The organism is Lysobacter sp. P5_B9 (genome assembly GCF_054049835.1).
Window position 1 is genome coordinate 213,646 of sequence record NZ_JBFULP010000001.1, and the last position, 24,277, is coordinate 237,922.

A 24,277-nucleotide genomic window follows, 5' to 3' on the forward strand; every position below is an offset into this window, starting at 1 on the left:
GTCTTTTCCGTTAAGGTTCAGCCAGCTGCGTGTTAACCTTCCCGGCCCGTTTTCAGGGCGCCCTGCGCGCTCGGGAACGTCCGACAAGAACTAAAGTCCCGATCCCCCGATCCAAGGGCTGACACAGACCGATGCTTCGCCAGCGCACCCTCAAGAATGTGATCCGCGCCACCGGCGTGGGCCTGCACAGCGGTGAGAAAGTTTTCCTCACCCTGCGTCCGGCCCCGGTGGATGCCGGCATCGTATTCCGCCGCATCGACCTCGACCCCGTCGTCGAGGTGCCCGCGCGTGCCGACCTCGTCACCGAGACCGTGCTGTGCACCGGCCTGAGTAGCGGTGCCGGCAAGGTGATGACGGTCGAGCACCTGCTCTCGGCGCTCGCCGGCCTGGGCATCGACAACTGCTATATCGAGCTGTCCGCTCCGGAAGTGCCGATCATGGATGGCTCGGCCGGCCCCTTCGTGTTCCTCCTGCAATCGGCAGGCATCCGCGAGCAGGAAGCGCCCAAGCGCTTCATCCGCGTGAAGCGTCCGGTGGAAGTGCGCGACGGCGACAAGATCGCCCGCTTCGAACCGCACGACGGCTTCCGCATCGGTTTCACCGTGGTCTTCGACCATCCGGCCATCCCGGCCGCGCAGTCGCGTGCCGAAGTCGAGTTCTCCACGGCCTCCTATGTAAAGGAAGTCAGCCGCGCCCGCACCTTCGGCTTCATGCGCGACCTCGAGTACATGCGCGAACGCAACCTCGGCCTGGGCGGGTCGATGGACAACGCGATCGTCCTCGACGAATTCCGCGTCCTCAACGACGACGGGCTGCGCTACGCGGACGAGTTCGTCCGCCACAAGATCCTCGATGCGGTGGGCGACCTGTACCTGGCCGGCCGCCCGATCATCGGTGCCTTCGAGGGCTACAAGTCGGGCCACGCCCTCAATAACAAGCTGGTCCGCGCCCTGCTGGCCGAGCGTTCGGCTTGGGAAGAAGTGACCTTCGCCGACGAAAGCCAGCCGGCGCCTGTGGTCTACGGCTCCCCGCAGATCGTCTGATCGGCCCCGTTTCGAAAGGGCTGGGCGGGCGGACCCTCGCCAGAGCCGTGGCGCAATGCAGCAACCGGCTCCCTGGCCACCCTTCTGAATCCGTCCCAGCGGCGCTCGCCGCGGCGATGCCCCATCCGGGGATTCCCCCTAGCGCGACCTTGGTCACAGAGATGAACCTTGGCGGCCCGACTAACCGAACCTTAACGTTTTTCTGCCAACTCGCTTCCTGATTCTTAACAAAATCAGGGGGGTGGGCCGATAGGATGCGCCCGACCGAATGATTGGCCCAGGCAGCACTACAACGCAGTTTGGGTAAAGAACCGGTCAATCGGCGTCATCGGAGCCCGAAGGGTCGGGCTGTTGAAGGGACGCCAGGGCGGCTTGCAGGGCATCGTGCGCCGTCTTCGACATCGGTCGTGTTTTGGCACTCGCCAGGGGTGGCGGGACCGCACCGGCCGACGGACTCAAGGTCGTCTTGACCACGAGTTCGGTCGCTTCAAGTCCGAGGGATCGGGCTGCGTCGAGAAGCTCAGGAGCAGCGAGCCGCAGTTTGGCCCGCCACACCGGAGCATCGACGACAAAAACGAGCCTGCCGCGCTCGAAGTTGGCCAGCCGCGCATGCGGGGCCAGCGTCGGTGGCAGGAGGGGACGCAACTGACGGTCCAACCCGTCGAGCCAGAGGGCTCTACGGATCGGGTCACCAGCCGGTTCCGCAAGCAGCGCTTCGAGCGCGGCCTGCGGGGTGGAGGGACGACGCGAGGTTGGAGATTTGGACACGTCAAGAACCGAATCGGATCAGATGACCCATCCACTTATCGTAAACAGATTCCGCAAGAAGCCCCTTGCTCGACTCGTTGATTCGATCAGCAGCCTCGGCGCTCGCCGACCGGCTGTGGCGGTCTGCGCGTTGCTGGGAGTGGGCTTCATTGCCGGCGGCGCCTCCGGCCTGCTCGGTACGGCCGGTTTGCGCATGCAGGTGGGCAACCAGCAGGCGCAGTTGGCCGCGTCGCGCCGCGAATCGCAGCGCGAGATCAATGCCCTGGCTGCCCGCCTTGGCGAACTGCAGGCCGAAGCCAACCGTCTCAACGCCCTGGGCGAGCGCCTGACGCGCATCGGCCAGCTGCAGGACGGTGAATTCAACTTCGACAAGCCGGTCGGCGTCGGTGGTACCGGTCCGGTCCGCGACATTTCCCGGCCGGAACTGCACGAAGGACTCGATACCCTCAGCCGCCAGTTCGTCCAGTCGGGCGAGCAGCTGTCGGTGCTGGAATCGATGCTGTTCAACCGCCAGCTCGACATGAACTCCGTGCCGTCGCGCGAACCGATCGCCGACAGCTACATCACCTCGGGCTTCGGCCGCCGCGTCGATCCGATCGTCGGCGGCAGCCAGTTCCACAAGGGCATCGATTTCGAAGCCGACGTCGGCGATCCGGTGCTGGCCGTGGCCGATGGCGTCGTCAGCTTTGCCGGCGTGCGCTCGGGTTATGGCAACGTGATCGAGATCGACCACGGCAACGGCTACGTCACCCGTTACGCGCACAACTCGCGCCTGGAACACCACGTCGGCGAACTGATTCGCGCCGGCCAGGAAATCGCCAAGGCCGGTTCCACCGGGCGTTCGACCGGCGCCCACGTGCATCTGGAAGTTTGGAAGAACGGGCAGGCGGTCAATCCGCGGAATTTCCTGAGCCAGCATTCGCCGCTGGTCAACGGCTGAAGCCCAACCATTTCTCGAACGGCGCGCCCCAGGGTGCGCCGTTTTTCTTTGGGGCCTTCCGAGCCCGCGTGCGCCGGTTCAAATTGGTGACGGCCGTACCCTTGCAAGCGTCCGGGGTCGCCACCAGCTACAATTGACGTGCCAGAAAAGGGCGCCCGGCGCCCTTTTTCCTTTTCCGGGATCGAACGGCGCATGCCGCACCGAAACCCGACCCAGAATTCCGCTTTTAACGAGTCCTCCCGGCCCAACCATGCTCAACAGCCTGCTTACCCGCGTCTTCGGTAGCCGCAACGAACGCCTGCTCCGCCAGTTGCAACGCTCGGTCAACAAGATCAACGCCCTCGAGGCGGAGATGCAGAAGCTGTCCGATGACGAGCTGAAGGCCAAGACGCCCGAGTTCCAGCAGCGCATCCAGTCAGGCGAGTCGCTCGACAAGGTCCTGCCCGAAGCTTTCGCCGTCTGCCGCGAAGCCGCCCAGCGCGTGCTCGGCATGCGCCACTACGACGTGCAGCTGATCGGCGGCATGGTCCTGCACCTGGGCAAGATCTCCGAAATGCGCACCGGCGAGGGCAAGACGCTCGTCGCCACGTTGCCGACCTACCTCAATGCGTTGGAAGGCAAGGGCGTCCACGTCATCACCGTGAACGACTACCTGGCCCGTCGCGACGCGGCCTGGATGGGCAAGCTCTACAACTGGCTGGGCCTGAGCGTCGGCGTCGTGTACCCCAACATGCCGCACTCGGACAAGCATGCCGCCTACGCAGCAGACATCACCTACGGCACCAACAACGAATTCGGCTTCGACTACCTGCGCGACAACATGGCGCTGTCGAAGGAAGACCGCTTCCAGCGCGGCCTGCATTACGCGATCGTCGACGAAGTCGACTCGATCCTGATCGACGAGGCGCGCACGCCGCTGATCATCTCGGGTCCGGCGGACGAATCGCCGGAGCTGTACATCAAGGTCAACCGCATCGTTCCTTCGCTGACCAAGCAGGAAACCGAAGAAGGCGAGGGTGATTACTGGGTCGACGAGAAAGGCAAGCAGGTCCATCTGTCCGAAGCCGGCCAGGAACATGCCGAAGAACTGCTGCGCAAAGCCGGCATCCTGCAGGGCGACGAAGACAGCCTGTACGGCGCGCAGAACCTGAGCGTCGTGCACCACCTCAACGCCGCGCTGCGCGCGCATGCCATCTACCAGCGCGACGTGGATTACATCGTGCGCGACGGCGAAGTGATCATCGTCGACGAATTCACCGGTCGCACGCTCGCCGGCCGCCGCTGGTCCGACGGCCTGCACCAGGCCGTGGAAGCGAAGGAAGGCGTGCCGGTGCAGCGCGAGAACCAGACGCTTGCCAGCATCACCTTCCAGAACCTGTTCCGCATGTACAAGAAGCTGTCCGGCATGACCGGTACGGCGGACACGGAAGCCTACGAGTTCCAGAGCATCTATGGCCTGGAAGTCATCGTGATCCCGACCCACCGCCCGATGGTGCGCAAGGACCATTCGGATGCGGTGTTCCTCAACCGCAACGGCAAGTACCGCGCGGTGCTCAACGAGATCCGCGAGGCGAACAAGCGCAACCAGCCGGTGCTGGTGGGCACGACCTCGATCGAAGTGTCGGAAATGCTCAGCGACCAGCTCAAGGAAGCCGGCATCCCGCACGAAGTGCTCAACGCAAAGCAGCACGAGCGCGAAGCGCACATCGTCGCGCAGGCGGGCCGTCCGGGTGCGGTCACCATCGCCACCAACATGGCCGGTCGCGGTACCGACATCGTGCTGGGCGGTTCGCTCGAGGCCGAGCTTGCCGCGCTTGAAACCGCCAACGGCGGTGAAGTCGATGAAGTAACCAAGCAGCGCATGAAGTCCGAATGGTCGGCGCGCCACGAGGCGGTCAAGCAGGCCGGCGGCCTGCACATCGTCGGCACCGAGCGCCACGAGTCGCGCCGCATCGACAACCAGCTGCGTGGCCGTTCCGGCCGCCAGGGCGATCCGGGCTCCTCGCGCTTCTACCTGTCGCTCGAAGACAACCTGATGCGCATCTTCGCGGCCGACTGGGTGCAGAAGGCGATGGCGCGCATGGGCCTGAAGGAAGACGACGTCATCGAAAGCGGCCTCGTCACCAAGCAGATCGCCGGCGCGCAGCGCAAGGTGGAAGCGCACAACTTCGACATCCGCAAGAACCTGCTCGATTTCGACGACGTCAACAACGACCAGCGCAAGGTCATCTACGGCCAGCGCGACGAGCTGCTCGAAGCCGAGAGCGTCCAGGAGAACATCGAGGGCATCCGCGAAGACGTGGTGGCCGAGATCGTCCAGCGCCATGTGCCCGCCGAATCCGTGGATGAGCAATGGGACCTGCCGGGCCTGCAGTCGACGATCGAGCAGGAATTCGGCCTGCAGGTACCCGTCGTGCAGATGGTGCAGGACGCGAAGGAAATCGACGCGGAGACGATCACCGCGCGCGTGCAGGAAGCCGTCGCCGCGCATTTCTCGGATCGCGAGCAGCAGCTCGGTCCGGAAACCATGCGCATGCTCGAAAAGCACATCATGCTCAACGTGCTCGACCAGAACTGGAAGGAGCACCTGGCACGCATGGATTACCTGCGCCAGGGCATCCACCTGCGCGGCTACGCGCAGAAGCAGCCGAAGCAGGAATACAAGAAGGAAGCGTTCGAGCTCTTCAGCGACATGCTGGAGAAGGTGAAGCGCGAGGTGGTCACGCTGCTGGCGCGCGTGCGCATCCGCAGCGAAGAGGAAATCGCCGCGATGGAAGCGCAGGAACGTGCAGCGGCCGAGGCGCAGGCGCGGCAGATGCAGTTCCAGCATCCGGACATGGGCGGCTTCGGTGCCGACGAGGAAGCCGCGCAGGTCCAGGCCGCCAAGGCGAACGCCGCGTTCGCCAATGTCGGCCGCAACGATCCGTGCCCGTGCGGCAGCGGCAAGAAATACAAGCACTGCCACGGCCAGCTGGCCTGATTCAGCTCCTTCCCCCGCTTGCGGGGGAAGGTCGGGATGGGGGTAAGTGGTTTGCCATCAACCTCGTCGCCATACCCCCTCCCCAACCCTCCCCCGCAAGCGGGGGAGGGGACGAAACCCGTCGAAGTCGTCGCTGGGGTGATCCGCGACCACCGCGGACGCATCCTCCTCGCCCGTCGTACCGAAGGCCGTGATCTCGCCGGCCTGTGGGAATTTCCCGGCGGCAAGCATGAGGTCGATGAAAGCGCCGAAACCGCTCTGGCGCGCGAGCTGCGCGAGGAGCTCGGCATCGAGATCGAAATCGGCGCGCCCCTGATCCGCGTGCCGCAAGCCTATCCGCATAAGCGCCTGTGCCTGGATGTGTACGGCGTGCAGGCGTGGCGTGGCACCGTGCGCGGCCTCGAGGGCCAGGCGCTGGCCTGGGTGCCGCCGCACAAGCTGGCCGACTACCCGATGCCGCCCGCCGATATCCCGGTGGTGGCGGCGCTGACCCAGCCGGATCGCTATCTCGTCACACCCGAACCGGGCAGCGACGACAACCTGTGGCTGGATGCGCTGGAGCGCGCGCTGGCAAACGGCATCCGCCGGGTGCAATTGCGCGCGCCCGAATGCGAGCCACTGCGCTGGCGATCGCTCGTCGCGCAAGCCGTCGCGCGCTGCCGGGAAGTCGGAGCGCAGGTGCTGGTCAATGCGGATATCGAGCTCGCGCAATCACTGGGTGTGGGACTGCATCTGCGCGCATCGCAATTGACTGGCCTCACGAAGCGGCCGCTTCCCGATGGAGGCATGGTCGCGGCTTCGTGCCACACGCTCGATGAACTGCTCGCCGCACAGGCCATCGGTTGCGACTTCGCCGTGGTCGGGGCGATCAGGCCGACCGCGAGCCATCCGGGAATCGCACCACTGGGCTGGGAAGGTTTCGCCGGATTGCGCGAAGCCGTGTCGTTGCCGATCTATGCAATCGGTGGACTGGTACCGGACGATATCGGCGAGGCGAGGCACCACGGCGCCCAAGGCATCGCGGCGATTCGCGGGCTGTGGCCGGACTGATCGATCGTCGGCCTCACTCCGCAATGGCGGTCGGCAAGGCATCGGATTCGCGGCATACCCTGGCGCGGCCGCTCAGGCGGGTGCAGCCTGCAAAGCCAGCGCCCGGTATCGGCGGTCGAGCGCGGCCACCTGCTCGTCCAGCAGCTCCAATCCGCCGGCGTTGACGATCACGTCGTCTGCGATTGCCAGGCGCTGGGCGCGCGAGGCCTGTGCATTGATCATGCGTTCCGCCAGCGTTGCATCGATGCCGTCGCGCTGCATCAGCCGGGCGCGCTGGATCTCCGCCTCGACGTCGACAACCAGGATGCGTTGCAGCCACGGATAAGCTGCGCGACCACCGCCTTCCGCGAGGAGCGGGATCGCGGCGATGGCGTAGGGGCCCGGCGCGGTCGTGCATTGGTGTTGCAGTTGCGCGCGCACCAGGGGATGGATGATCGACTCCAGGTGCCTGCGCGCGGCTTCGTCGCCGAATACGCGCTGGCGCATGCCGGCACGGTCCAGGCCGCCATCCGCCGTGAGCACGGACGGGCCAAACGCAGTCACTATCGCTGCCAATCCCGGGGAACCCGGCGCGACCGCCGTGCGTGCCGCGACATCCGCGTCGGCGACGAGGACGCCCAGCGCCTCGAAGCGCCGCGTGACCTCACTCTTGCCGGAGGCGACACCGCCGGTAACGCCGATGATGCAATCGCTCATGCCGGGATTCTCGCCGAACGACGCGGGCTTTGCGCGCGTCGCTTTGCAGGCCTGATGCCGATCCGTAAACACCATGCCTCGGTGTGCGGGCAGGGCAGGGGCGGTGCCGTCGACCAAGCCTCCGCCGAAGAGCTGGCTACTAACCCAACCCGGAAATGCGCAGATAGGCGTCGATCATCTTCTGTCCCCAGAAGAACACGATCCAGCCGGCAATCGCCAGGTAGGGGCCGAACGGAATCGGCACGGAGCGATCGCGCCCCTTCATGGCCAGCCAGATCGAACCAATCACCGCGCCCACCAGCGAGGACAGCAGGATCGTCGGCAATATGCCTTTCAATCCGGTCCACGCGCCGATCGCCGCCAGCAGCTTGAAGTCGCCGTGCCCCATGCCCTCCTTGCCGGTGAGCTGTTTGAACAACCACCACACCGACCACAGGCTGATGTAACCCGCGACCGCGCCGAGCAGCGCCGGTTTCACCGGCATGTACAGATTGTCGGAGGCTGCGATCAGGCCCAGCCACATCAGCGGCAACGTCAGGCTGTCGGGCAGCAGTTGCGTGCGCAGGTCGATCCCCGACATCGCAATCAGGAAGCCGGTGAACACGATCGCCCCGAAGCCCTGCCAGCCAAAGCCGAATCGCCACACCGCCGCCACGAACAGCAGCATTGTCAGCAGTTCGACCAGCGGATACTGCGCAGAGATCGGTGCCTTGCAGTGGCGGCATTTGCCGCGCAACACCAGCCAGCTGAAGAGCGGGATGTTTTCGTACCAGCTCAGTTGGTGCTTGCAGTGCGGGCAGTGCGAAGGCTCGACCACGATGCCCGGGGGCGGCGGGTCATAGACCTCCGGCTCCTCCAGCACTTCGCGCGCTTCGCGTTTCCATTCCCACTCCAGCCGCTTGGGCAGGCGCAGGATCACCACATTGAGAAAGCTGCCCACGAGCAGCCCGAAGCCCGCCACCAGCGGATAGCCGATGGCGGGGTTCTGGTCCAGGAATGCCATCTATCAGGGAGCCTGTCTGAGTATCAGCCGACGACGGCGCCGAGCTTGAAGATCGGCAGGTACATGGCGATCACCATGCCGCCGACCACGACTCCGAGGAAGATCATGATGAACGGTTCGATGAGGCTGGATAGCGCATCGACAGAATTGTTGACCTCAGTCTCGTAGAACTCGGCCACCTTGAACAGCATCGTGTCCAACGCACCGGCTTCTTCGCCGATCGCGGCCATCTGGATGACCATGTTCGGGAACAGGTTGACCTGTTTCATTGCCAGGTTGAGCTGATAGCCCACCGAGACGTCGTCACGAATGCGGAGTACAGCCTTCTCATAGACAACGCTGCCGGTTGCGCCGGCCACGGATTCGAGGGCCTCTACCAGCGGAACACCGGCCCTAAAGGTGACGCCCAGCGTACGCGCAAAGCGCGCGATCGCAGAATTGTGGAGGATCTGTCCCAGGACCGGAAGCTTGAGCATGGTCCGGTCGATGAGCTGGGAGAACGCGACCGAACGTTTCTTGGCTGCGATCAAGGCGACGATCGCACCGGTAATTACCAGAGCTATCAACCACCACCAGCTCACCGCGAAGCGGCTCAGGTTGACCACGAACTGGGTGGGGGCTGGCAGGTCGGCGCCGAATTGTTTGAAAACGTCCTCGAAGGTGGGAACAACGAAGATCAGCAGGATCGCACTGACGATGAGTGCCACTGCAACCACCATCGCAGGATAGAACAGCGCCTTCTTGATCTTCTTCTTCAGGCCTTCGATGTTTTCCTTATAGGTCGCGATGGTGTCGAGCACGGTTTCAAGGACGCCAGCGGCTTCACCGGACTTGACCAGGTTGCGGAAGAGTTCGTCGAACTGGACTGGATGTTTGCCGAGCGCCTCGTGGAACGAGGTGCCGCCCGCGATGTCTGAACGTATCGAGTTGACCAGATTCCTCATTTTTGGATTCTTCTGGCCGTCGGCAATGATCTCTAGCGCCTGTACGATCGGGACGCCCGACTTGATCATGGTCGCGATCTGCCGGCTGAACACTGCTATGTCACCCGGCGCGATCGTCTTGCCGGCACCACCAAACAGCGGTTTACCCTTGACCTTGACGACCTTGGGGGTGATGCCTTGTTTGCGCAATTCGGCGCGAACGATATTGGCAGTCTTGGCGGGCTGTTCGCCCTTCATCGTGATACCGCGCTTGTCTGTTCCCTCCCAGACGAACGTCTGCATGGTGTCCAGGCGGCGGGCAGCGGCGGCATTGGTGGCAGAGCGGGATGCGGACATGGCTTAGTCCTTGGTGACTCGGTTGATTTCGGCAAGACTGGTGACGCCGTTCTTGACTTTCCACAGCGCGGAGGCGCGCAGGTCGCGGATGCCCGCGTTCTGCGCGGCTTCAGCGATTTTCATGGCGCTGCCGCCTTCGAGAACGATCGCCTGGATTTCCTCCGACATCGGCATGACCTGATAGATGCCGGTACGGCCTTTGTAGCCTTCGGTGCAGTCGGGGCAGCCCACGGCGTCGTAGATTTTCAGTCCTGAGGCGATTTCATCGTGGGTGAAACCCTCGGCCAGCAGAGCATGTTCCGGTAGCTGCACTTCCCGCTTGCAGTCGTGCAGGCGACGCGCCAGGCGTTGTGCAATGACCAGCGTGACCGACGACGTGATGTTGAACGGTGCCACGCCCATGTTCATCATGCGCGCGATTGTCTGCGGCGCGTCATTGGTATGCAGTGTCGACAGCACCATGTGGCCGGTCTGCGCGGCCTTGACGGCGATCTCCGCCGTTTCCAGGTCACGGATTTCGCCGACCATGATCACGTCCGGGTCCTGGCGCAGGAAGCTGCGCAACGCGGCGGCGAAAGTCATACCGCGCTTGACGTTCATCTGCACCTGGTTGATGCCCGGCACGCGAATTTCGACCGGGTCCTCAACCGTCGAAATGTTGCGCTGCTCGTCGTTGAGGATGTTCAGCGCGGTGTACAGCGACACGGTCTTGCCCGAGCCGGTGGGGCCGGTGACCAGCACCATGCCGTAAGGTTTCATTACGGCGTCGACGAAAAGTTTCTTCTGATCTTCCTCGTAGCCCAGCTTGTCGACGCCCAACTTGGCGGCGCTGGCGTCGAGGATACGCAGCACGATCTTCTCGCCGAACAGGGTCGGGAGCGTACTGACGCGGAAGTCGATCTGTTTGGTCTTGCTGAGATTGAGCTTGATGCGACCGTCCTGCGGCACGCGCTTTTCGGCGATGTCCAGTTGCGCCATGACCTTCAGGCGCGCGGAGATGCGCGGGGACAGTTTTACCGGCACCTTGGCGACCTGTTTGAGCAGGCCGTCGATGCGCAGGCGCACCCGGTACTCGGTCTCGTAGGGCTCGAAATGGATGTCGGAGGCGCCGCGACGGATCGCGTCGACCAGCACCTTGTTGATGAACTTGACGACCGGCGTGTCGTCGCCCTTGGCGTCCACGCCGGTATCGCCGATCTCCTCCTCGCCGCCGCTGACATCGAGCTTGTCGAGGTCCTCGCCATCGCCCATGGTCTCGGCAAAGGAATCAGCTGTGGCCAGCCATTGCTCGATGGTGCGGTGGATCTTGTCGGCATCGACCAGGATGGCTTCCACCGCCATGTTGCTCTGGAACTTGATCTCGTCCAGGGCTTGGGTGTTGGTCGGATCCGCGATGCCGATGAAGAGGCGGTTGCCGCGCTTGAATAGCGGCAGCACACTGTGCTTACGGATCAGTTCCTCGTCGATCAGCTTGATCGCGGACTGATTGGGGTCAAGCGCCACGACATCGAACAACGGCACTCCGAACTCATGGGAGTTTGCAGCAGCCAGCTGCGCCATGGTGACCAGGCGCTTCTCGGTGAGGAACAGCGCCAGCGGCTTGCGTTCCCGGGTCGCCTCGGCCATTGCAGTGCGGGCAGCCTGCTCCTCGAGCGCCCCATCCACGACCAAGCGCCGGGCAATGCCAGTGATGCCCACCAGGTTGGCAGTTACCGCGCTCATACAAGGCCCCCAATATTGCGTTACTGCTAGTCCCCAAGTCCGACTTTATAGCAGTTCCAGACCGCAGGGACCGGACTGAGTTCGCATCCCATGAGCGGGGCATCCCGTTCATCCACAACGGGAAGCCTACTGCGGACCGGAATCACGGTCGGGGCCCTATTCCAGTTGTCCAGCGCTACCGTGCCCGCCCCGGTCAGGAGACACAGGCGGCCGCCTTAGGGGTCACCTGTCAGGCGTAGCTTCGCCCAACAGTCGTTTCAGATCGGCCAGTTGGGCATTTCCCTGCTTGTCGTAATTCCGGATCAGCCCGTCGAGTTCGCCTATTACATGCGCGGCCGCGACTGTCTCCCCCCTGAGGAGCAGCATTCGGGCATAAAACACTCCGACCTTCTTATCCCGTCCGCCCTCCCAGGCTTTCGCCAGCTGATCCCTGGCTCGCTGTGCCTGGCCGTCGCGCGCCAGGATCTGGGCGAGAGCGAATCGGGCGAACCACACGGGGTTGGCGGAGTCTGGTTGCGCCTCGGCCGAATCGAGTATCTGCGACAGGGCTGTCGCGATCTCCCTCATCGAGATGTCGCCGCAATCGCCTTTGTCCAGATAGCCGGCGAATCGCATGAATGCCTGTGTCTCGAAGGTCGTCAGCCGAGGCAGGTTGGCCGCCGCAGCCTGTCGCAACAGGTCCCTGCTGCCGGTGTTGTCGCCCCGCATGCAATTGATGACGACCAGACTGAGTTGGCCCAACTGCCGGTGGCGCGGGTTGTCGCTGGCGATCAGGTAACGCATCTGCTCGACCGCGGCAGGGTAATTCTGGTTCTGCAGAGCCCATCGCGAAACATCGAACCGGGCGCGCAACGAGTCCGGGTGAGTCTTTACGCCCAGTTGCGCGATGGTGCCGAAGTCCTGCCACACCAGCACGCGGCCCAGCGTGGCCACCGCCAGCATCACGGCAAGACCGCCCGCGGCCAACAGTCCAAGTTTGCGCGGGGTGAGCAAGTTGGTCCGGAAGTCCGGCACCAGCGCCAATAACCCGGCCACCGCCAGTAGTAGGCCAAAGCCGGGTAGGTAATTGCGATGCTCGTAATACATCTCCAATGGCAGGAAGCCCGATTCCACGCCATGCGCGGCGAGATAGAAGAACCAGCCGGCGAATACCGCCGGTGCGCGCCTGCGCAGGCCAATCGCAATGACGCTGATCGCCAGCAGCAGTCCGATGGCCAGCAAGGTGGAGGGTGGTGACAGTAGTCCGGTCGAGATCGGGAAGTCGTCGGTGTACAGCCCCATCTGTGGCCCGCGCGGGAGCAGCAGCATGCCGATGTAGTCGACCAGGGCGCGCGGTTGGGTCAGCAGACGTTGCCACAACGTGAAATCCCACTCGGCGTAGCCTGCCAGCAGCTTCTGCGGCGCCAATGCAAGCAATGCCGCCGTGGCCAACGCCGGCAGGGCCACGAAAATGCCGAAGAACGCGCCAAGCGCATTACGGACGTGCGGCGGTCGCGTGCCGCGGGCCAGTTCCAGCACCAGGCACAGCAGCGGGGCGGCGGCGGCGTTCTGTTTGGCCAGCACACCCAGGGCCACCAGCAGCGGGAACGATACGAAAAGGTTCAGGCATGCGATGCGGGTGCGCCCGGCGTCGAGTTGCTGCCGGGCCAGCAGGTACACCCAGATCGCGAGCAGGGTGAACAGGGTGGCGAGCTGCGCCATTCTCTGCACCGCATACAGCACCGTGCTGACGTGCAGCGGGTGCAACAGCCAGAGGGCTGCGACCAGGGCCGCCAGCAGGGGCGCGCGGTTGGTCAGCCGGGAGTCCAGCGCCAACACCCGGCGTAGCACGACGTAGCCCATCACGCCGCAGGCCAGGTGGACGATCAGGTTTCCGAGTTTGAAGGAAAAGCTGGTGTCGCCGGTCAGCCAGGCGCTGAGGGCGAAACTGCCCATCGATACGGGCCGGGAGAACACGACCGATGGATACGGGAACAGCACTTCCGGCAGGGAGGCATCGCCAGCCAGCCACAGCCGCACGGGCTCCAGGTTCCAGCGGTCGTCAAAGATGAATGGCCCGCCCAGGCCGCTCCAGTACAGGGCCGCGGTTGAGAGCAGCGCGATCAGCAGGATCAAGCGGGATACCATGGACTGGAGCCCTTCTACTAAGAATATTTTGCGAATCTGAGCTGCCGAAAGGTTATCCGGGCAGTGGCGCCGTTGCAGCGTGTACTTGTTGAAATCTGCAATGGCAGGCAAAAAAAACCCCGGCCGCAGCCGGGGTTTTTTCGAAGCGCAAGACTTAGCGGCAGTTGGCCGGCAGGTACTTGTCGGCAATCGCCGAGGAGCAGACCCAGGTGAGCTGGCCGGAACCGACGTCGGTCGGGGTCAGGATGATGGTGCCGGTGGCGTTCGGCACGGTCGAGGTCGCGGTGACGAGGCCAGTCGCGGAGGTGATGGTGATGCCCGACACGTAGCTGGTGGCGCCCGGGAACGAATAACCGCTGTTGGCGGCGGTGACCAACGACAGCCCGCCGACCGACGAGGCGGTTTCGGCCACAGCCAGCTTGGCCGGGGCAGTCATGATGATGACCTCGGAGACTTTGCTGCGGGTGGTGTAGTCCTGGTACGCCGGGAGTGCGATGGCGGCCAGGATGGCGATGATCGCGATCACGATCATCAGTTCGATCAGCGTAAAGCCCTGCTGCTTCTTCATGGTGTATCCCCTAGGAGTGGTTTTCGACTATCACGTGCCGCATCGCCAGCGTTCCGGTCCGATGGGCAGCCGTGCAACGCTGCACGTGCCATGAATGTATACGCATGGCGCGTGCCAAGAGCATTCAGCGGTGATTCGGTTATCAAACTGCGCCAGTGGTCACGTCCTTTTGGCGAATTTCACGCAGCTCGAACAAATCGACCTGTCATTGAGGGTCAATAAGCGCCCTGTATGGTCACGTTTCCACGCCGCCTCCCCTATTAAGCTTATTTGCTTGGGCTTGGCGCGCTTTAACGCACTGAGAACGGGCCACGGATCGACATCGACAGGCTTGAGCGGACGGCCATCACGGGCATCCAGCAGCATGCTGGCGTCGCCCCGGCTGGAGCTGATCGGGGCGACCCGAACCCGGGCGGGATCCAGGCCGGTGCTTTGGAGGGCGCTGGAAAAAGCCTTGGCCTCCTCGCCCGAGAGCTGGGCGGCGAATTCCCGTGCCGGCGCCGAATGGCCCAGCATTCCCCGGGCGACCGCAGCGTAGGGCGTGTAGTACTTCGGCAACAGATCGATGTCCTTGCCGGTCTGCGAGGAACGAACAAGAAAGCCGTGGTTCTCCGTAGGGTCCGTCGGCAGCACGGCGGCGACCGTTTCAACATTCAGCCAAGGCAATGTTCGAAAACGGTCTTCAGCGGCCCTCAGGTCCTCGGGCTCGAGTTCGTTTGCAAACACGAGGGTGAAGCGATCGATGACCGCAACCATGTAGACCGGCCGCGACTGCCACACGGTGTGCAGGCCGTAGCCCATCGCGCCGAGTTGCAGCAGCGCGATCATGGTCAGGTCGAACTTCAGGCGCTTCTTGCCCTGCTTGTAGACGATCAGGGTCAGCAACGGGCCCATCACCACATCGACGCCGGCGATGATCAGCAGCAGCTTGTCGGCATTGGCCATATGGAACAGGCCGGGCGGATACCAGCGCCAGACCAGCACGGCGGCGATGGTGCAAAGGACGAGGACGCTCAGGGTGAGATGGATGGCGGAAGCTTTCCAACGGGTCATGGCGGTCGTATGTCGGTCAAGGTGAGTGGACGGCCCACCGCGGGTCTGGGTGGGCGGCAATAAAATAAACAAAGGGCCGCAACTTGTGGCGGCCCTTCGTGTGATGCAGTTGGAACAGCGGCGATGCGCTGCGAGCGTATCAGTCGATCCCAAGCTTCTTCAGCTTGTAGCGCAGCGCCCGGAACGTGATCCCCAGCGCCGCTGCCGTCCGCGTCTTGTTGAAGCGGTTTTCCTGCAACGCCTGCTCGATCGCCTGGCGCTCCATCTGCTCGATGTATTCGGGCAGGCGGCTGCTGGCAGTTTCCCGCGAACTGAGTTGGCGGGGGTCGAAGGCGGCGTGGGTGCCGGTGGCGCGGGGGTCGGTCGGCGGGGGCGCGCTGGGCGCGCGCGCGGCCAGCGCGCCGGGCGGGGCGCCGAATACGGGCGAATGGCCGGCGGCGATGGCGGCCGCGACGGTGCTCTGCGGCTGCGGCAGGCGCAGGTCGGAGGCTTCGATGCGGTCATCGTCGGCCATGGCCAGCGCGCGCTCGAGGACGTTTTCGAGCTCGCGGACGTTGCCGGGGAACGGGTGCGCACGCAGCGCGTCGAGGGCGGCCGCGGAAAGCGTGGGGACGGGACGGCCCTGTGCGCCGGCGAGGCGGTTCAGGACGCGCTGGGCCAGGCCGGGCAGGTCTTCGAGGCGCTCGCGCAGCGGCGGGACGCGCAGCTCGATGACATTGATGCGGTAGTAGAGGTCGTGGCGGAAGCGGCCATCCTCGGTCAGGGCGGCCAGGTTCTTGTGCGTCGCCGAGAGGATGCGGACGTCGACATTGACTTCGGCATTGGCGCCGACCGGGCGGATCGACTTTTCCTGGATCGCGCGCAGCAGCTTGACCTGCATCGCCAGCGGCAGCTCGGCGACCTCATCCAGGAACAGCGTGCCGCCGTCGGCCGCCTGGAACAGGCCGGGCTTGTCGGCGTGGGCACCGGTGAAGCTGCCCTTCTTGTGGCCGAAGAACTCGCTTTCCATCAGTTCGGCGGGAATCGCGCCGCAGTTCACCGGCACGAAGGGGCCGTTGGCGCGGGGGCCCTGGTCGTGGATGGTGCGCGCGGTCAGTTCCTTGCCGACGCCGGACTCGCCGGCGATGTAGACCGGGGCCTGGCTGCGCGCGACCTTGGCGATGGTCTGGCGCAGGGTCGCGATGGCCGGGGAGTCGCCGAAGAAACGGGCGGCGACCGGGTCGGCCGCGGCGATGGTGCGGCGCTTCTCGCGCAGGTCCAGGGCGTGGCGCACGAGGTCGCGCAGCACCGACAGGTCGACCGGCTTGGCGACGAAGTCGAAGGCGCCGGCCCTGAGCGCTTCCACCGCGGCTTCGACGTTGCCGAAGGCGGTGATCATGGCGACCGGGGTATTGGGGCACTTGTGGCTGATCTCGGCGACCAGCTCCATGCCCGAACCGTCCGGCAGGCGCATGTCGGTCAGGCACAGGTCATAGGAATTCGCGGCGAGCTGGGCTCGCGCATCGGCCAGGGTAGCGGCGGTATCGCATCGCAGGCCCATGCGGCCCAGGGTCATGACGAGCAGTTCGCGGATATCGCGCTCGTCGTCGACTATCAATGCACTGCGTGTTTCAGTCATCCGCTCCTCCGCGCCGGCGACACGATAGCGGAATGGCGCCGCTGAGGCCAAGCGCGGGTAGGGGGGAATGGCGGACACCTGAACCGTTGGGGCAGGAACTGTGCGCTGCGGCGCTTTCCGGGGGCGTGCGCCGGTGAACGGCGTTCAGGCAAGCGGACATGGCACTGAGGCCAGGAGCGTTGGTGCGCGAGGTCCACGGCCGTGACGGGCGATGCCCGGGGTTTCGTGCCCTCGCGCGCGACATGGGGCAGGTCAGCTACCGCCCATCAGGGGGCTGGGCGCCGACAGCCCGATCCGGAAGCAGGCGCCGCCGCCGGGCAGGGACACATGTTCGAGCGTGGCCTGGTTGGCGCGGCAGAGCTCGCGCGCGATGTACAGGCCCAGGCCGGTGCCATGGCCCGACGTGGTGAAGAACGGGCGGAACAGCTGGCGCACCACGGACTCGGGCACGCCCGGTCCGCGATCGCGGACATCGATCGCCGGGATCCCGTCGTCGTCGACGGAGACGTGGACGTAGACGCGCGCCGGCTGGCCCGGCATGCGGCCATAGGTGAGGGCGTTGTAGACCAGCGCGGTCAGGACCTGGTGCAACTGGCGGGGATCGATGAGGGTGAACAGCGCGGTCGGCTTGCCGGTGGCCAGCAGCGTGTCGTGCTCCAGCGGATGGCTGCTGGCATAGTCCTCGACGAAGCGGCGGGTGAAGGCGATCAGGTCGACGTGCTCGGGTTTGGCGGGCTCGCGGCGGGCGAGGCCGAGGACGTTTTCGACGATGCCGTTCATGCGCTGTCCCTGCTGGCGCACGATCTCGAGCAGGCGCAGGTCGGCCGTGGGCAGGTCCTTCGACTCTTCGAGCAACTGCACGGCGTAATTGATCGCCGCCAGCGGATTGCGGATCTCGTGGGCGAGGCTGGCCGAGAAGCGGCCCAGCGTGGCCAGCGTCATCGATTCGACCTGGCGCGAAACGATGCTGGTGTCGTCGAGGAAGACCAGGACCTGGTCGCTGCCCGCGCGCAGGCGGGTGAAGCGCGGCACGACTTCGGGCAGGTCGGGGGCGAGCTGCAGCGGCGTGTCGTCGGCACGGCTGCTTTCGCGCCAAGTCTCCAGCCGCTTGGCCAATGCCGGTGCGGCCACGTGCAGGTTGCGCCCTTCGCCCGGGTGGTCGCCGCTGTCGCTCAACAGCAGCATCGCCGCTTCGTTGGCCAGGCGCAGGTGGCCGTGTTTATCGATCAGCAGCACGCCGGTGCGCAGGCGGCGGATGATCAGTTCGTTGACTTCGGCGAGCGACGCCGCGTCCTCGCCGTGGCGCGCGGCAAGGTCCACGCTTTCGCGCATCTGCCGGCCCAGCACGTTGGTCAGCGTGGCGGTGGCCATGTAGCCGGTCGCGAACAGCAGCGGTTCGGCGATCCCGCGCGAGGTGTCGCCGGTACTTGCGTTCCAGAAATATTCGAGGATCAGCGCGCCAGCGGCGAGCGTGGCGACGCCCAGGCCGAAGCGCGTCGGCAGCAGCAGCGCCGCCGCGCCGACGTTGAACATCAGCATGAGGACGATGCCCGCCCGCGTCCCCGGCAACGCATACACGGCGAGGATGCAGAAGAACAGGTCGAACGCGATTCCGGTCAGTGCCTGCAACTGCAGGTCGCCGCGCTTGCGGATCACGAACAGCACCAGCGCGACGAACAGGTAGCTGACCACCGTGGCCTTGGCGATGCCCTCGTCGCGCGGCTCGGTGACGTAATCGCGCACCGGGCCGAATAACAGGAAGGTCAGCAGCGCGGCTTCGAACAGCCGGAACAGGGTGAAGAAGTGCAACTCGCGGCGCAGCGCGCTGTCGGCTTGGGCGGCGGGGCGAGTAGTCAAGCGGAAGTCCCTGGGGGTGGCGCGGGCCGAGTATAGGGGCGGGCAGTGCGCCCCTCATCCGCCCTGACGGGTCCTTCTCCCCGCACGCGGGGAGAAGGACCCGCGTTTTGCCCCGGCCGCCCCGATCGGCGACAATGCTGCCCCTCGCGCGGCGGCCACCCTGGCCGCGAGTTCTGGCGCGGGTTCTTTCCTTCCCCTCGGTGACGCATGAATTTCCACGAATACCAGGCAAAGCAACTCTTTGCCGATTACGGCATTTCGGTGCCGGCCGGGCGCGTAGCGCGCACGCCGGAAGAGGCTGTCGATGCAGCCAAGGCCATCGGCGGCGACTTCTGGGTGGTCAAGGCCCAGATCCATGCGGGCGGCCGCGGCAAGGCCGGCGGCGTGAAGCTCGCCAAGACCTTCGATGAAGTGCGCGAGTACGCCAAGGGCATGCTCGGCACGAAGATGGCCACCTACCAGACCGCCGGCGTGGAACTGCCCGTCGACAGCGTGCTGGTGACCCAGGCCACCGACATCGCCAAGGAGCTGTACCTGTCGGTGCTCGTCGACCGCGACAGCAAGTCGATCACGTTCATCGCGTCGGCCGAAGGCGGCATGGACATCGAGCAGGTCGCGCACGAGAAGCCCGAAGCGATCAAGACGCTGCACGTGAACTACGTGCAGGGCCTGCAGCCCTACCAGACCCGCGACCTCGGCTTCGCCCTCGGCCTCAACGCCAAGCAGGTGGGCCAGCTGTCGAAGATCATGCTGGGCCTGTACAGGCTGTTCAACGACAAGGACCTGGCGCTGGTCGAGCTCAACCCGCTCGCCATCATGACCAACGGCGATCTCGCCGTGCTCGACGGCAAGATCAACTCCGACGACAACGCGACCTTCCGCCATCCGGAACTGGCCGCGATGCGCGACATCCGCCAGGAAGACGAGACCGAGGTCAAGGCCAGCCAGCACGACCTCAACTACGTCACCATGGACGGCAACATCGGCTGCATGGTCAACGGCGCCGGCCTGGCGATGGCCACGATGGACGTCATCTCGCTCAACGGCGGTTCGCCGGCCAACTTCCTCGACGTCGGCGGCGGCGCCACCAAGGAACGCGTGACCGAAGCCTTCAAGCTGATCCTGTCGAGCGACAAGGTGAAGGCGATCTTCGTCAACATCTTCGGCGGCATCGTCCGCTGCGACATGATCGCCGAGGGCATCATCGGCGCGGTCAAGGAAGTCGACGTCAAGGTTCCCGTCATCGTCCGCCTCGAAGGCACGAACGTGGAAGCCGGCAAGGAACTGCTGAAGAACTCGGGTCTGGCCATCACTCCGGCCGACGACATCAACGACGGCGCGAAGAAGGCGGTTGCCGCCGTCGCCGGCAAGTAAGGAACGACGACCCATGTCTGTTTTGATCAACAAGAATACGAAGGTGATCGTCCAGGGCTTCACCGGCTCGCAGGGCACCTTCCACGCCGAGCAGATGCTCGACTACGGCACCAAGGTCGTCGGTGGCGTGACCCCGGGCAAGGGCGGCACCCAGCACCTCGGCCTGCCGGTGTTCAACACCGTTGCCGATGCGGTCAACGAGACCGGCGCCGATGCCTCCGTCATCTACGTGCCGCCGCCGTTCGCGGCCGACGCGATCCTCGAAGCGGCCGATGCCGGCATCAAGGTCATCGTCTGCATCACCGAGGGCATCCCGGTCCTCGACATGCTGCGCGTGAAGAACACCCTCAACGGTTACGACGACGTCGTGCTGGTCGGTCCCAACTGCCCGGGCGTGATCACGCCGGGCGAGTGCAAGATCGGCATCATGCCGGGCCACATCCACCTGCCGGGCAAGATCGGCATCGTGTCGCGTTCGGGCACGCTGACCTATGAAGCCGTCAAGCAGACCACCGACGTCGGCCTCGGCCAGTCGACCTGCATCGGCATCGGTGGCGACCCCATCAACGGCACGAGCTTCATCGACGCGCTCAAGCTGTTCCAGGACGACCCGCAGACCGAAGGCATCATCATGGTCGGCGAGATCGGCGGTTCGGCCGAGGAAGAAGCGGCCGAATTCATCAGCAAGTACGTGACCAAGCCGGTCGTCGGTTTCATCGCCGGCGCCTCGGCGCCGAAGGGCAAGCGCATGGGCCACGCCGGTGCGATCGCCTCGGGCGGATCGGGCACGGCCGAAGGCAAGTTCGCAGCGATGGAAAAGGCCGGCGTCACCACGGTGAAGTCGCCGGGCGACCTCGGTGCGGCGATCGCGAAACGCCTCGCCAAGTAATCGCGCCTTCGTGTTGCAGAAAGGCCGCCTCCGGGCGGCCTTTTTGTTGTTGCGTGCCCCCACCTCAACCCTCCCCCGCGAGGCGGGGAGGGGGAAGCAATTCGCGGCGACCGAGGAAGCCACCAGCGGGGGGCAAGAATCAAGGGCCGAAGCTTTGCCCCTTCCCCCGCGCGCGGGGGAAGGGAGGGATGGGGGCGCCCCGACTCAATCAATATTTCGTGTTGACCGATTCGACGACCCCCACTATCTTGTGGTTGTCGATGGTGCCGACCCCGCCCGGGGAAGGCTTAAAGGGAATCCGGTGAGGCCCGTTCCGAGCATGTTCGGACCGATTCCGGAGCTGCCCCGCAGCGGTAACTGGTAACGACCCGCGTCAATGGCACTGGCCCGATCCCGTAACGGGATGCAGCTGGGAAGCGACGCGCAGTAGGAAGACGGCGAGCCCCGGCCCGCCGCCCGACCAGAAGCCCGAAAACCTGCCACGACCGGATGCAGCGATGCCTCCGTTTGGCCAGGCGTCTCCGCGGGGAGCGACGGTCGACCATGCCGGGAGTCCGTCCCGTGCCGTCGCACCGTCTCCATGCTGTTGGACAGCATCCCCGCGTTGAAGCCGGCTCGCCCGAGGGGGCGGGGGCTGGCACGTGCGCGGCAGCGATCCGGGTCGAAGCGCCCAATCGCAATGCGTGCGACCGCTTTCGCTTCTTCTCCACATCCACCGGAGAGGACAGCCATGCACATCGAAACCCTGGCCGAAGCAGCCACCGAAACGCCGGTACGCGATAGCGCCACGCCTTCAACCGCGCGTTCCACCGCGCCTGCGAACTACGCCGCGCAAAGCAGCTTCGCCCTGACCCCGCCGCATGCGCCGGCGACCATGACCATCACCAAGCGCGACGGCCGCAAGGAGCCGGTCGACGTCGGCAAGATCGTGCGCGCGGTAACGCGCTGTGGCGACGGCCTCAACGACATCGACCCGATGCGGGTCGCGCTCAAGACCATCGCCGGCATCTTCGACGGCGCGACCACGCGCGAGCTCGACGAACTGTCGATCCGCACCGCTGCTGCCTTCACCGCCGAGGAGCCGCAGTACGCCCGCCTCGCCGCGCGCCTGCTCGCCGGCTACATCGACAAGGAAGTGTCGGGCCTGGGCGTGCATTCGTTCTCGCAATCGATCGTGCTCGGCCACGAGCTAGGCCTGATCAACGACCGCGTGCGCGACACCGTCGAGGCCAACGCGCGCAAGTTCAACGATGCGATCGATACGGCGCAGACCCAGCGCTTCGAGTACTTCGGCCTGCGCACGCTGTACGACCGCTACCTGCTCAAGCACCCGCAACGCCGCAGCGTGATCGAGACACCGCAGCAGTTCTTCATGCGCATCGCCGTGTCGCTGACCGAGAACCCGGCCGCGGCGCTGGAGCTGTACCGGCTGATGGCGTCGCTCGACTACATCCCCAGTTCGCCGACGCTGTTCAACTCCGGCACGCGCCACGAGCAGCTGTCGTCCTGCTTCCTGCTGGATTCGCCGCAGGACTCGCTCACCGACATCTATGCGCGCTACGGCGACGTCGCCCAGTTGTCGAAGTTCAGTGGCGGCATCGGCCAGGCCTATTCGCGCATCCGTTCGCGCGGTTCGCTGATCCGTTCCACCAACGGCCGCAGCAACGGCATCGTGCCGTGGCTGAAGACCCTCGATGCCTCGGTCGCCGCGGTGAACCAGGGCGGCAAGCGCAAGGGCGCGGCCTGCATCTACCTGGAAACCTGGCACGCCGACATCGAGGAATTCCTCGAGCTGCGCGAGAACACCGGCGACGAGGCGCGGCGCACGCACAACCTCAACCTCGCCAACTGGGTGCCGGACCTGTTCATGCAGCGCGTGGAGGTGGATGGCGACTGGTCGCTGTTCGACCCTTACGCGGTGCCGGACTTCGTCGACCTGTGGGGCGAGGCCTTCGAGCGCGCCTATGTACAGGCCGAGCAGCAGGGGCTCGCGGCGAAGACGATCAAGGCGCGCGAACTGTACGCGCGGATGATGAAAGTGCTGGGCGAGACCGGCAACGGCTGGATGACGTTCAAGGACGCCTCCAACCGCACCTGCAACCAGGTCGGGCCGGGGCGCACCGTGCACCTGTCGAACCTGTGCACGGAGATCCTCGAGGTCACTTCGGCTGAAGAAACCGCGGTGTGCAACCTGGGCTCGATCAACCTCGCCCAGCATGTCGCCCTGTTCGACGACGGCAAGCCAGTGTTCGACTTCGACAAGCTGGCCGAAACCGTGCGCGTGGCGGTGCGCCAGCTCGACCGAGTGATCGACCTCAATTTCTATCCGATCGAATCCGCACGCCGCTCCAACCTGCGCTGGCGTCCGGTCGGCCTGGGCGTGATGGGCCTGCAGGACGTGTTCTTCAAGCTGCGCCTGCCGTTTGATTCGAGCGAGGCGCTGCAGCTGTCGACGAAGATCGCCGAACGCATCTACCTGCATGCGCTCGAGGCCTCGTGCGAGATCGCCGAGCAGCATGGCGCGCATCCGAGCTACGCCGAGACGCGCGCCGCCGGCGGCGCGCTGCAGTTCGACCTGTGGGGCATCACGCCCAGCGACACCGCGGCGTGGGACGCGTTGAAGCAGCGCATCGCCGAGCACGGACTGCGCAACTCGCTGCTGATCGCCATCGCGCCCACGGCGACCATCGCCTCGATCGCCGGTTGCTACGAATGCATCGAGCCACAGGTGTCCAACCTGTTCAAGCGCGAAACGCTGTCGGGTGACTTCCTGCAGATCAACCGCTACCTGGTCGACGAGCTGAAGAAGCTCGGCCTGTGGACCGCGGAAACGCGCGACGCGATCAAGCTCGCCGAAGGCTCGGTGCAGAACGTGGCCGGGCTTCCGGACGTGCTCAAGGTGGTGTATCGCACCGCGTGGGAACTTCCACAGAAGGCGTTGATCGATCTCGCCGCGGCGCGCGGTCCGTATCTCGACCAGTCGCAGTCGCTGAACCTGTTCATGGAGAGCCCGAACATCGGCCGGCTGTCGTCCATGTACATGTACGCGTGGAAGGCGGGATTGAAGACCACCTATTACCTGCGCTCGCGACCGGCCACGCGGATTGCCAAGGCGACCGTCGCCGCGGCGCCGGCACCGGCCTATTCCGAACAGCAGGCCCTGGCCTGTTCGCTGGAGAACCCGGAGGCCTGCGAGGCCTGCCAGTAACGCTTCATGCAGGTGCGGCGGCGCCGTGGTCGCCACAGGACGTGGCGCTGCATGGAAGCTGTAGCGGTCGCCGCCGCACCTGCTCTCCTGCCCCTTCCCCC

Annotated in this window: 17 protein-coding genes and 1 riboswitch; of the genes, 7 read left to right on the forward strand and 10 right to left on the reverse strand. The window is 65.2% G+C overall.

The features are described 5' to 3' along the window. Positions 1-131: 131 nt before the first annotated feature. Complete coding sequence (lpxC, locus tag ACXJJ9_RS00985; RefSeq protein WP_457095430.1) at positions 132-1,043, forward strand: UDP-3-O-acyl-N-acetylglucosamine deacetylase; 912 nt, start codon at positions 132-134, stop codon at positions 1,041-1,043. Positions 1,044-1,358: 315 nt separating this feature from the next. On the opposite strand, the gene ACXJJ9_RS00990 is transcribed toward lpxC, so the two are convergent. Next, on the reverse strand, positions 1,359-1,811 hold the full coding sequence (locus tag ACXJJ9_RS00990; protein ID WP_310050823.1) for a DUF721 domain-containing protein: 453 nt from the start codon (positions 1,809-1,811) through the stop codon (positions 1,359-1,361). A 22-nt stretch (positions 1,812-1,833) separates the two neighbouring features. Here ACXJJ9_RS00990 and ACXJJ9_RS00995 point away from each other — a divergent pair, with 22 nt between their 5' ends. From ACXJJ9_RS00995 to ACXJJ9_RS01005, 3 genes are all read left to right on the forward strand, one after another. Next, on the forward strand, positions 1,834-2,751 hold the full coding sequence (locus ACXJJ9_RS00995; RefSeq protein WP_457095431.1) for a peptidoglycan DD-metalloendopeptidase family protein: 918 nt from the start codon (positions 1,834-1,836) through the stop codon (positions 2,749-2,751). Between the two features lie 250 nt (positions 2,752-3,001). Continuing rightward, positions 3,002-5,731 (forward strand): preprotein translocase subunit SecA, encoded by a 2,730-nt coding sequence (gene secA, locus ACXJJ9_RS01000; RefSeq protein ID WP_457095432.1) that lies wholly within the window; start codon positions 3,002-3,004, stop codon positions 5,729-5,731. A gap of 51 nt (positions 5,732-5,782) precedes the next feature. Then, positions 5,783-6,781, forward strand: a complete 999-nt coding sequence (locus tag ACXJJ9_RS01005) for a Nudix family hydrolase (protein ID WP_457095433.1) — start codon at positions 5,783-5,785, stop codon at positions 6,779-6,781. Between the two features lie 72 nt (positions 6,782-6,853). On the opposite strand, the gene coaE is transcribed toward ACXJJ9_RS01005, so the two are convergent. The 9 genes from coaE to ACXJJ9_RS01050 all read right to left on the reverse strand — a co-directional run bounded on the left by coaE (position 6,854) and on the right by ACXJJ9_RS01050 (position 18,705). Then, positions 6,854-7,477 carry a dephospho-CoA kinase gene (coaE, locus tag ACXJJ9_RS01010; protein ID WP_457095434.1) on the reverse strand — a complete coding sequence of 208 codons (624 nt, stop codon included), beginning with the start codon at positions 7,475-7,477 and terminating at the stop codon, positions 6,854-6,856. Between the two features lie 139 nt (positions 7,478-7,616). Further along, the gene (locus ACXJJ9_RS01015; protein WP_457095435.1) at positions 7,617-8,480 is read right to left on the reverse strand and encodes a prepilin peptidase; all 864 of its coding nucleotides are present in this window, start codon (positions 8,478-8,480) and stop codon (positions 7,617-7,619) included. 23 nt (positions 8,481-8,503) lie between these two features. Further along, positions 8,504-9,760 carry a type II secretion system F family protein gene (locus ACXJJ9_RS01020; protein WP_457095436.1) on the reverse strand — a complete coding sequence of 419 codons (1,257 nt, stop codon included), beginning with the start codon at positions 9,758-9,760 and terminating at the stop codon, positions 8,504-8,506. Between the two features lie 3 nt (positions 9,761-9,763). Beyond that, positions 9,764-11,482: a type IV-A pilus assembly ATPase PilB gene (pilB, locus tag ACXJJ9_RS01025; protein ID WP_457095437.1), complete on the reverse strand. Its 1,719-nt coding sequence runs from the start codon at positions 11,480-11,482 to the stop codon at positions 9,764-9,766. A 222-nt stretch (positions 11,483-11,704) separates the two neighbouring features. Continuing rightward, positions 11,705-13,597, reverse strand: coding sequence for a hypothetical protein (locus ACXJJ9_RS01030; RefSeq protein WP_457095438.1), 1,893 nt, complete (start codon positions 13,595-13,597; stop codon positions 11,705-11,707). Between the two features lie 166 nt (positions 13,598-13,763). Further along, positions 13,764-14,177 carry a pilin gene (locus ACXJJ9_RS01035; RefSeq protein WP_457095439.1) on the reverse strand — a complete coding sequence of 138 codons (414 nt, stop codon included), beginning with the start codon at positions 14,175-14,177 and terminating at the stop codon, positions 13,764-13,766. Between the two features lie 159 nt (positions 14,178-14,336). Next, a complete protein-coding gene (gene tfpZ, locus ACXJJ9_RS01040) occupies positions 14,337-15,230 on the reverse strand; it encodes a TfpX/TfpZ family type IV pilin accessory protein (RefSeq protein ID WP_457095440.1) in 894 nt (297 codons plus the stop codon). Between the two features lie 139 nt (positions 15,231-15,369). Next, entirely contained in the window at positions 15,370-16,848 is a 1,479-nt protein-coding gene (locus tag ACXJJ9_RS01045; RefSeq protein ID WP_457095441.1) for a sigma-54-dependent transcriptional regulator, read from the reverse strand. 252 nt (positions 16,849-17,100) lie between these two features. Beyond that, the gene (locus tag ACXJJ9_RS01050) at positions 17,101-18,705 is read right to left on the reverse strand and encodes a sensor histidine kinase (protein WP_457095442.1); all 1,605 of its coding nucleotides are present in this window, start codon (positions 18,703-18,705) and stop codon (positions 17,101-17,103) included. A 207-nt stretch (positions 18,706-18,912) separates the two neighbouring features. Here ACXJJ9_RS01050 and sucC point away from each other — a divergent pair, with 207 nt between their 5' ends. The 3 genes from sucC to ACXJJ9_RS01065 all read left to right on the forward strand — a co-directional run bounded on the left by sucC (position 18,913) and on the right by ACXJJ9_RS01065 (position 24,176). Further along, positions 18,913-20,079: an ADP-forming succinate--CoA ligase subunit beta gene (gene sucC / locus ACXJJ9_RS01055; RefSeq protein WP_310050873.1), complete on the forward strand. Its 1,167-nt coding sequence runs from the start codon at positions 18,913-18,915 to the stop codon at positions 20,077-20,079. A gap of 13 nt (positions 20,080-20,092) precedes the next feature. Next, a complete protein-coding gene (gene sucD, locus ACXJJ9_RS01060) occupies positions 20,093-20,968 on the forward strand; it encodes a succinate--CoA ligase subunit alpha (protein WP_310050875.1) in 876 nt (291 codons plus the stop codon). 243 nt (positions 20,969-21,211) lie between these two features. Continuing rightward, positions 21,212-21,466: riboswitch (cobalamin riboswitch) on the forward strand. Positions 21,467-21,842: 376 nt separating this feature from the next. Beyond that, positions 21,843-24,176, forward strand: coding sequence for a ribonucleoside-diphosphate reductase subunit alpha (locus ACXJJ9_RS01065; protein ID WP_457096132.1), 2,334 nt, complete (start codon positions 21,843-21,845; stop codon positions 24,174-24,176). The last annotated feature ends 101 nt before the right edge of the window (positions 24,177-24,277 follow it).

Excerpts from the sequence above, each read along its gene's own strand:
- coaE (WP_457095434.1), bottom strand. The coding sequence starts at position 7,477 with ATGAGCGATTGCATCATCGGCGTTACCGGCGGTGTCGCCTCCGGCAAG.
- pilB (WP_457095437.1), bottom strand. The coding sequence starts at position 11,482 with ATGAGCGCGGTAACTGCCAACCTGGTGGGCATCACTGGCATTGCCCGG.
- ACXJJ9_RS01045 (WP_457095441.1), bottom strand. The coding sequence starts at position 16,848 with ATGACTGAAACACGCAGTGCATTGATAGTCGACGACGAGCGCGATATC.
- ACXJJ9_RS01035 (WP_457095439.1), bottom strand. The coding sequence starts at position 14,177 with ATGAAGAAGCAGCAGGGCTTTACGCTGATCGAACTGATGATCGTGATC.
- ACXJJ9_RS01065 (WP_457096132.1), top strand. The coding sequence starts at position 21,843 with ATGACCATCACCAAGCGCGACGGCCGCAAGGAGCCGGTCGACGTCGGC.
- lpxC (WP_457095430.1), top strand. The coding sequence starts at position 132 with ATGCTTCGCCAGCGCACCCTCAAGAATGTGATCCGCGCCACCGGCGTG.
- ACXJJ9_RS00995 (WP_457095431.1), top strand. The coding sequence starts at position 1,834 with ATGACCCATCCACTTATCGTAAACAGATTCCGCAAGAAGCCCCTTGCT.
- ACXJJ9_RS01020 (WP_457095436.1), bottom strand. The coding sequence starts at position 9,760 with ATGTCCGCATCCCGCTCTGCCACCAATGCCGCCGCTGCCCGCCGCCTG.
- sucD (WP_310050875.1), top strand. The coding sequence starts at position 20,093 with ATGTCTGTTTTGATCAACAAGAATACGAAGGTGATCGTCCAGGGCTTC.
- secA (WP_457095432.1), top strand. The coding sequence starts at position 3,002 with ATGCTCAACAGCCTGCTTACCCGCGTCTTCGGTAGCCGCAACGAACGC.
- tfpZ (WP_457095440.1), bottom strand. The coding sequence starts at position 15,230 with ATGACCCGTTGGAAAGCTTCCGCCATCCATCTCACCCTGAGCGTCCTC.
- ACXJJ9_RS01015 (WP_457095435.1), bottom strand. The coding sequence starts at position 8,480 with ATGGCATTCCTGGACCAGAACCCCGCCATCGGCTATCCGCTGGTGGCG.
- sucC (WP_310050873.1), top strand. The coding sequence starts at position 18,913 with ATGAATTTCCACGAATACCAGGCAAAGCAACTCTTTGCCGATTACGGC.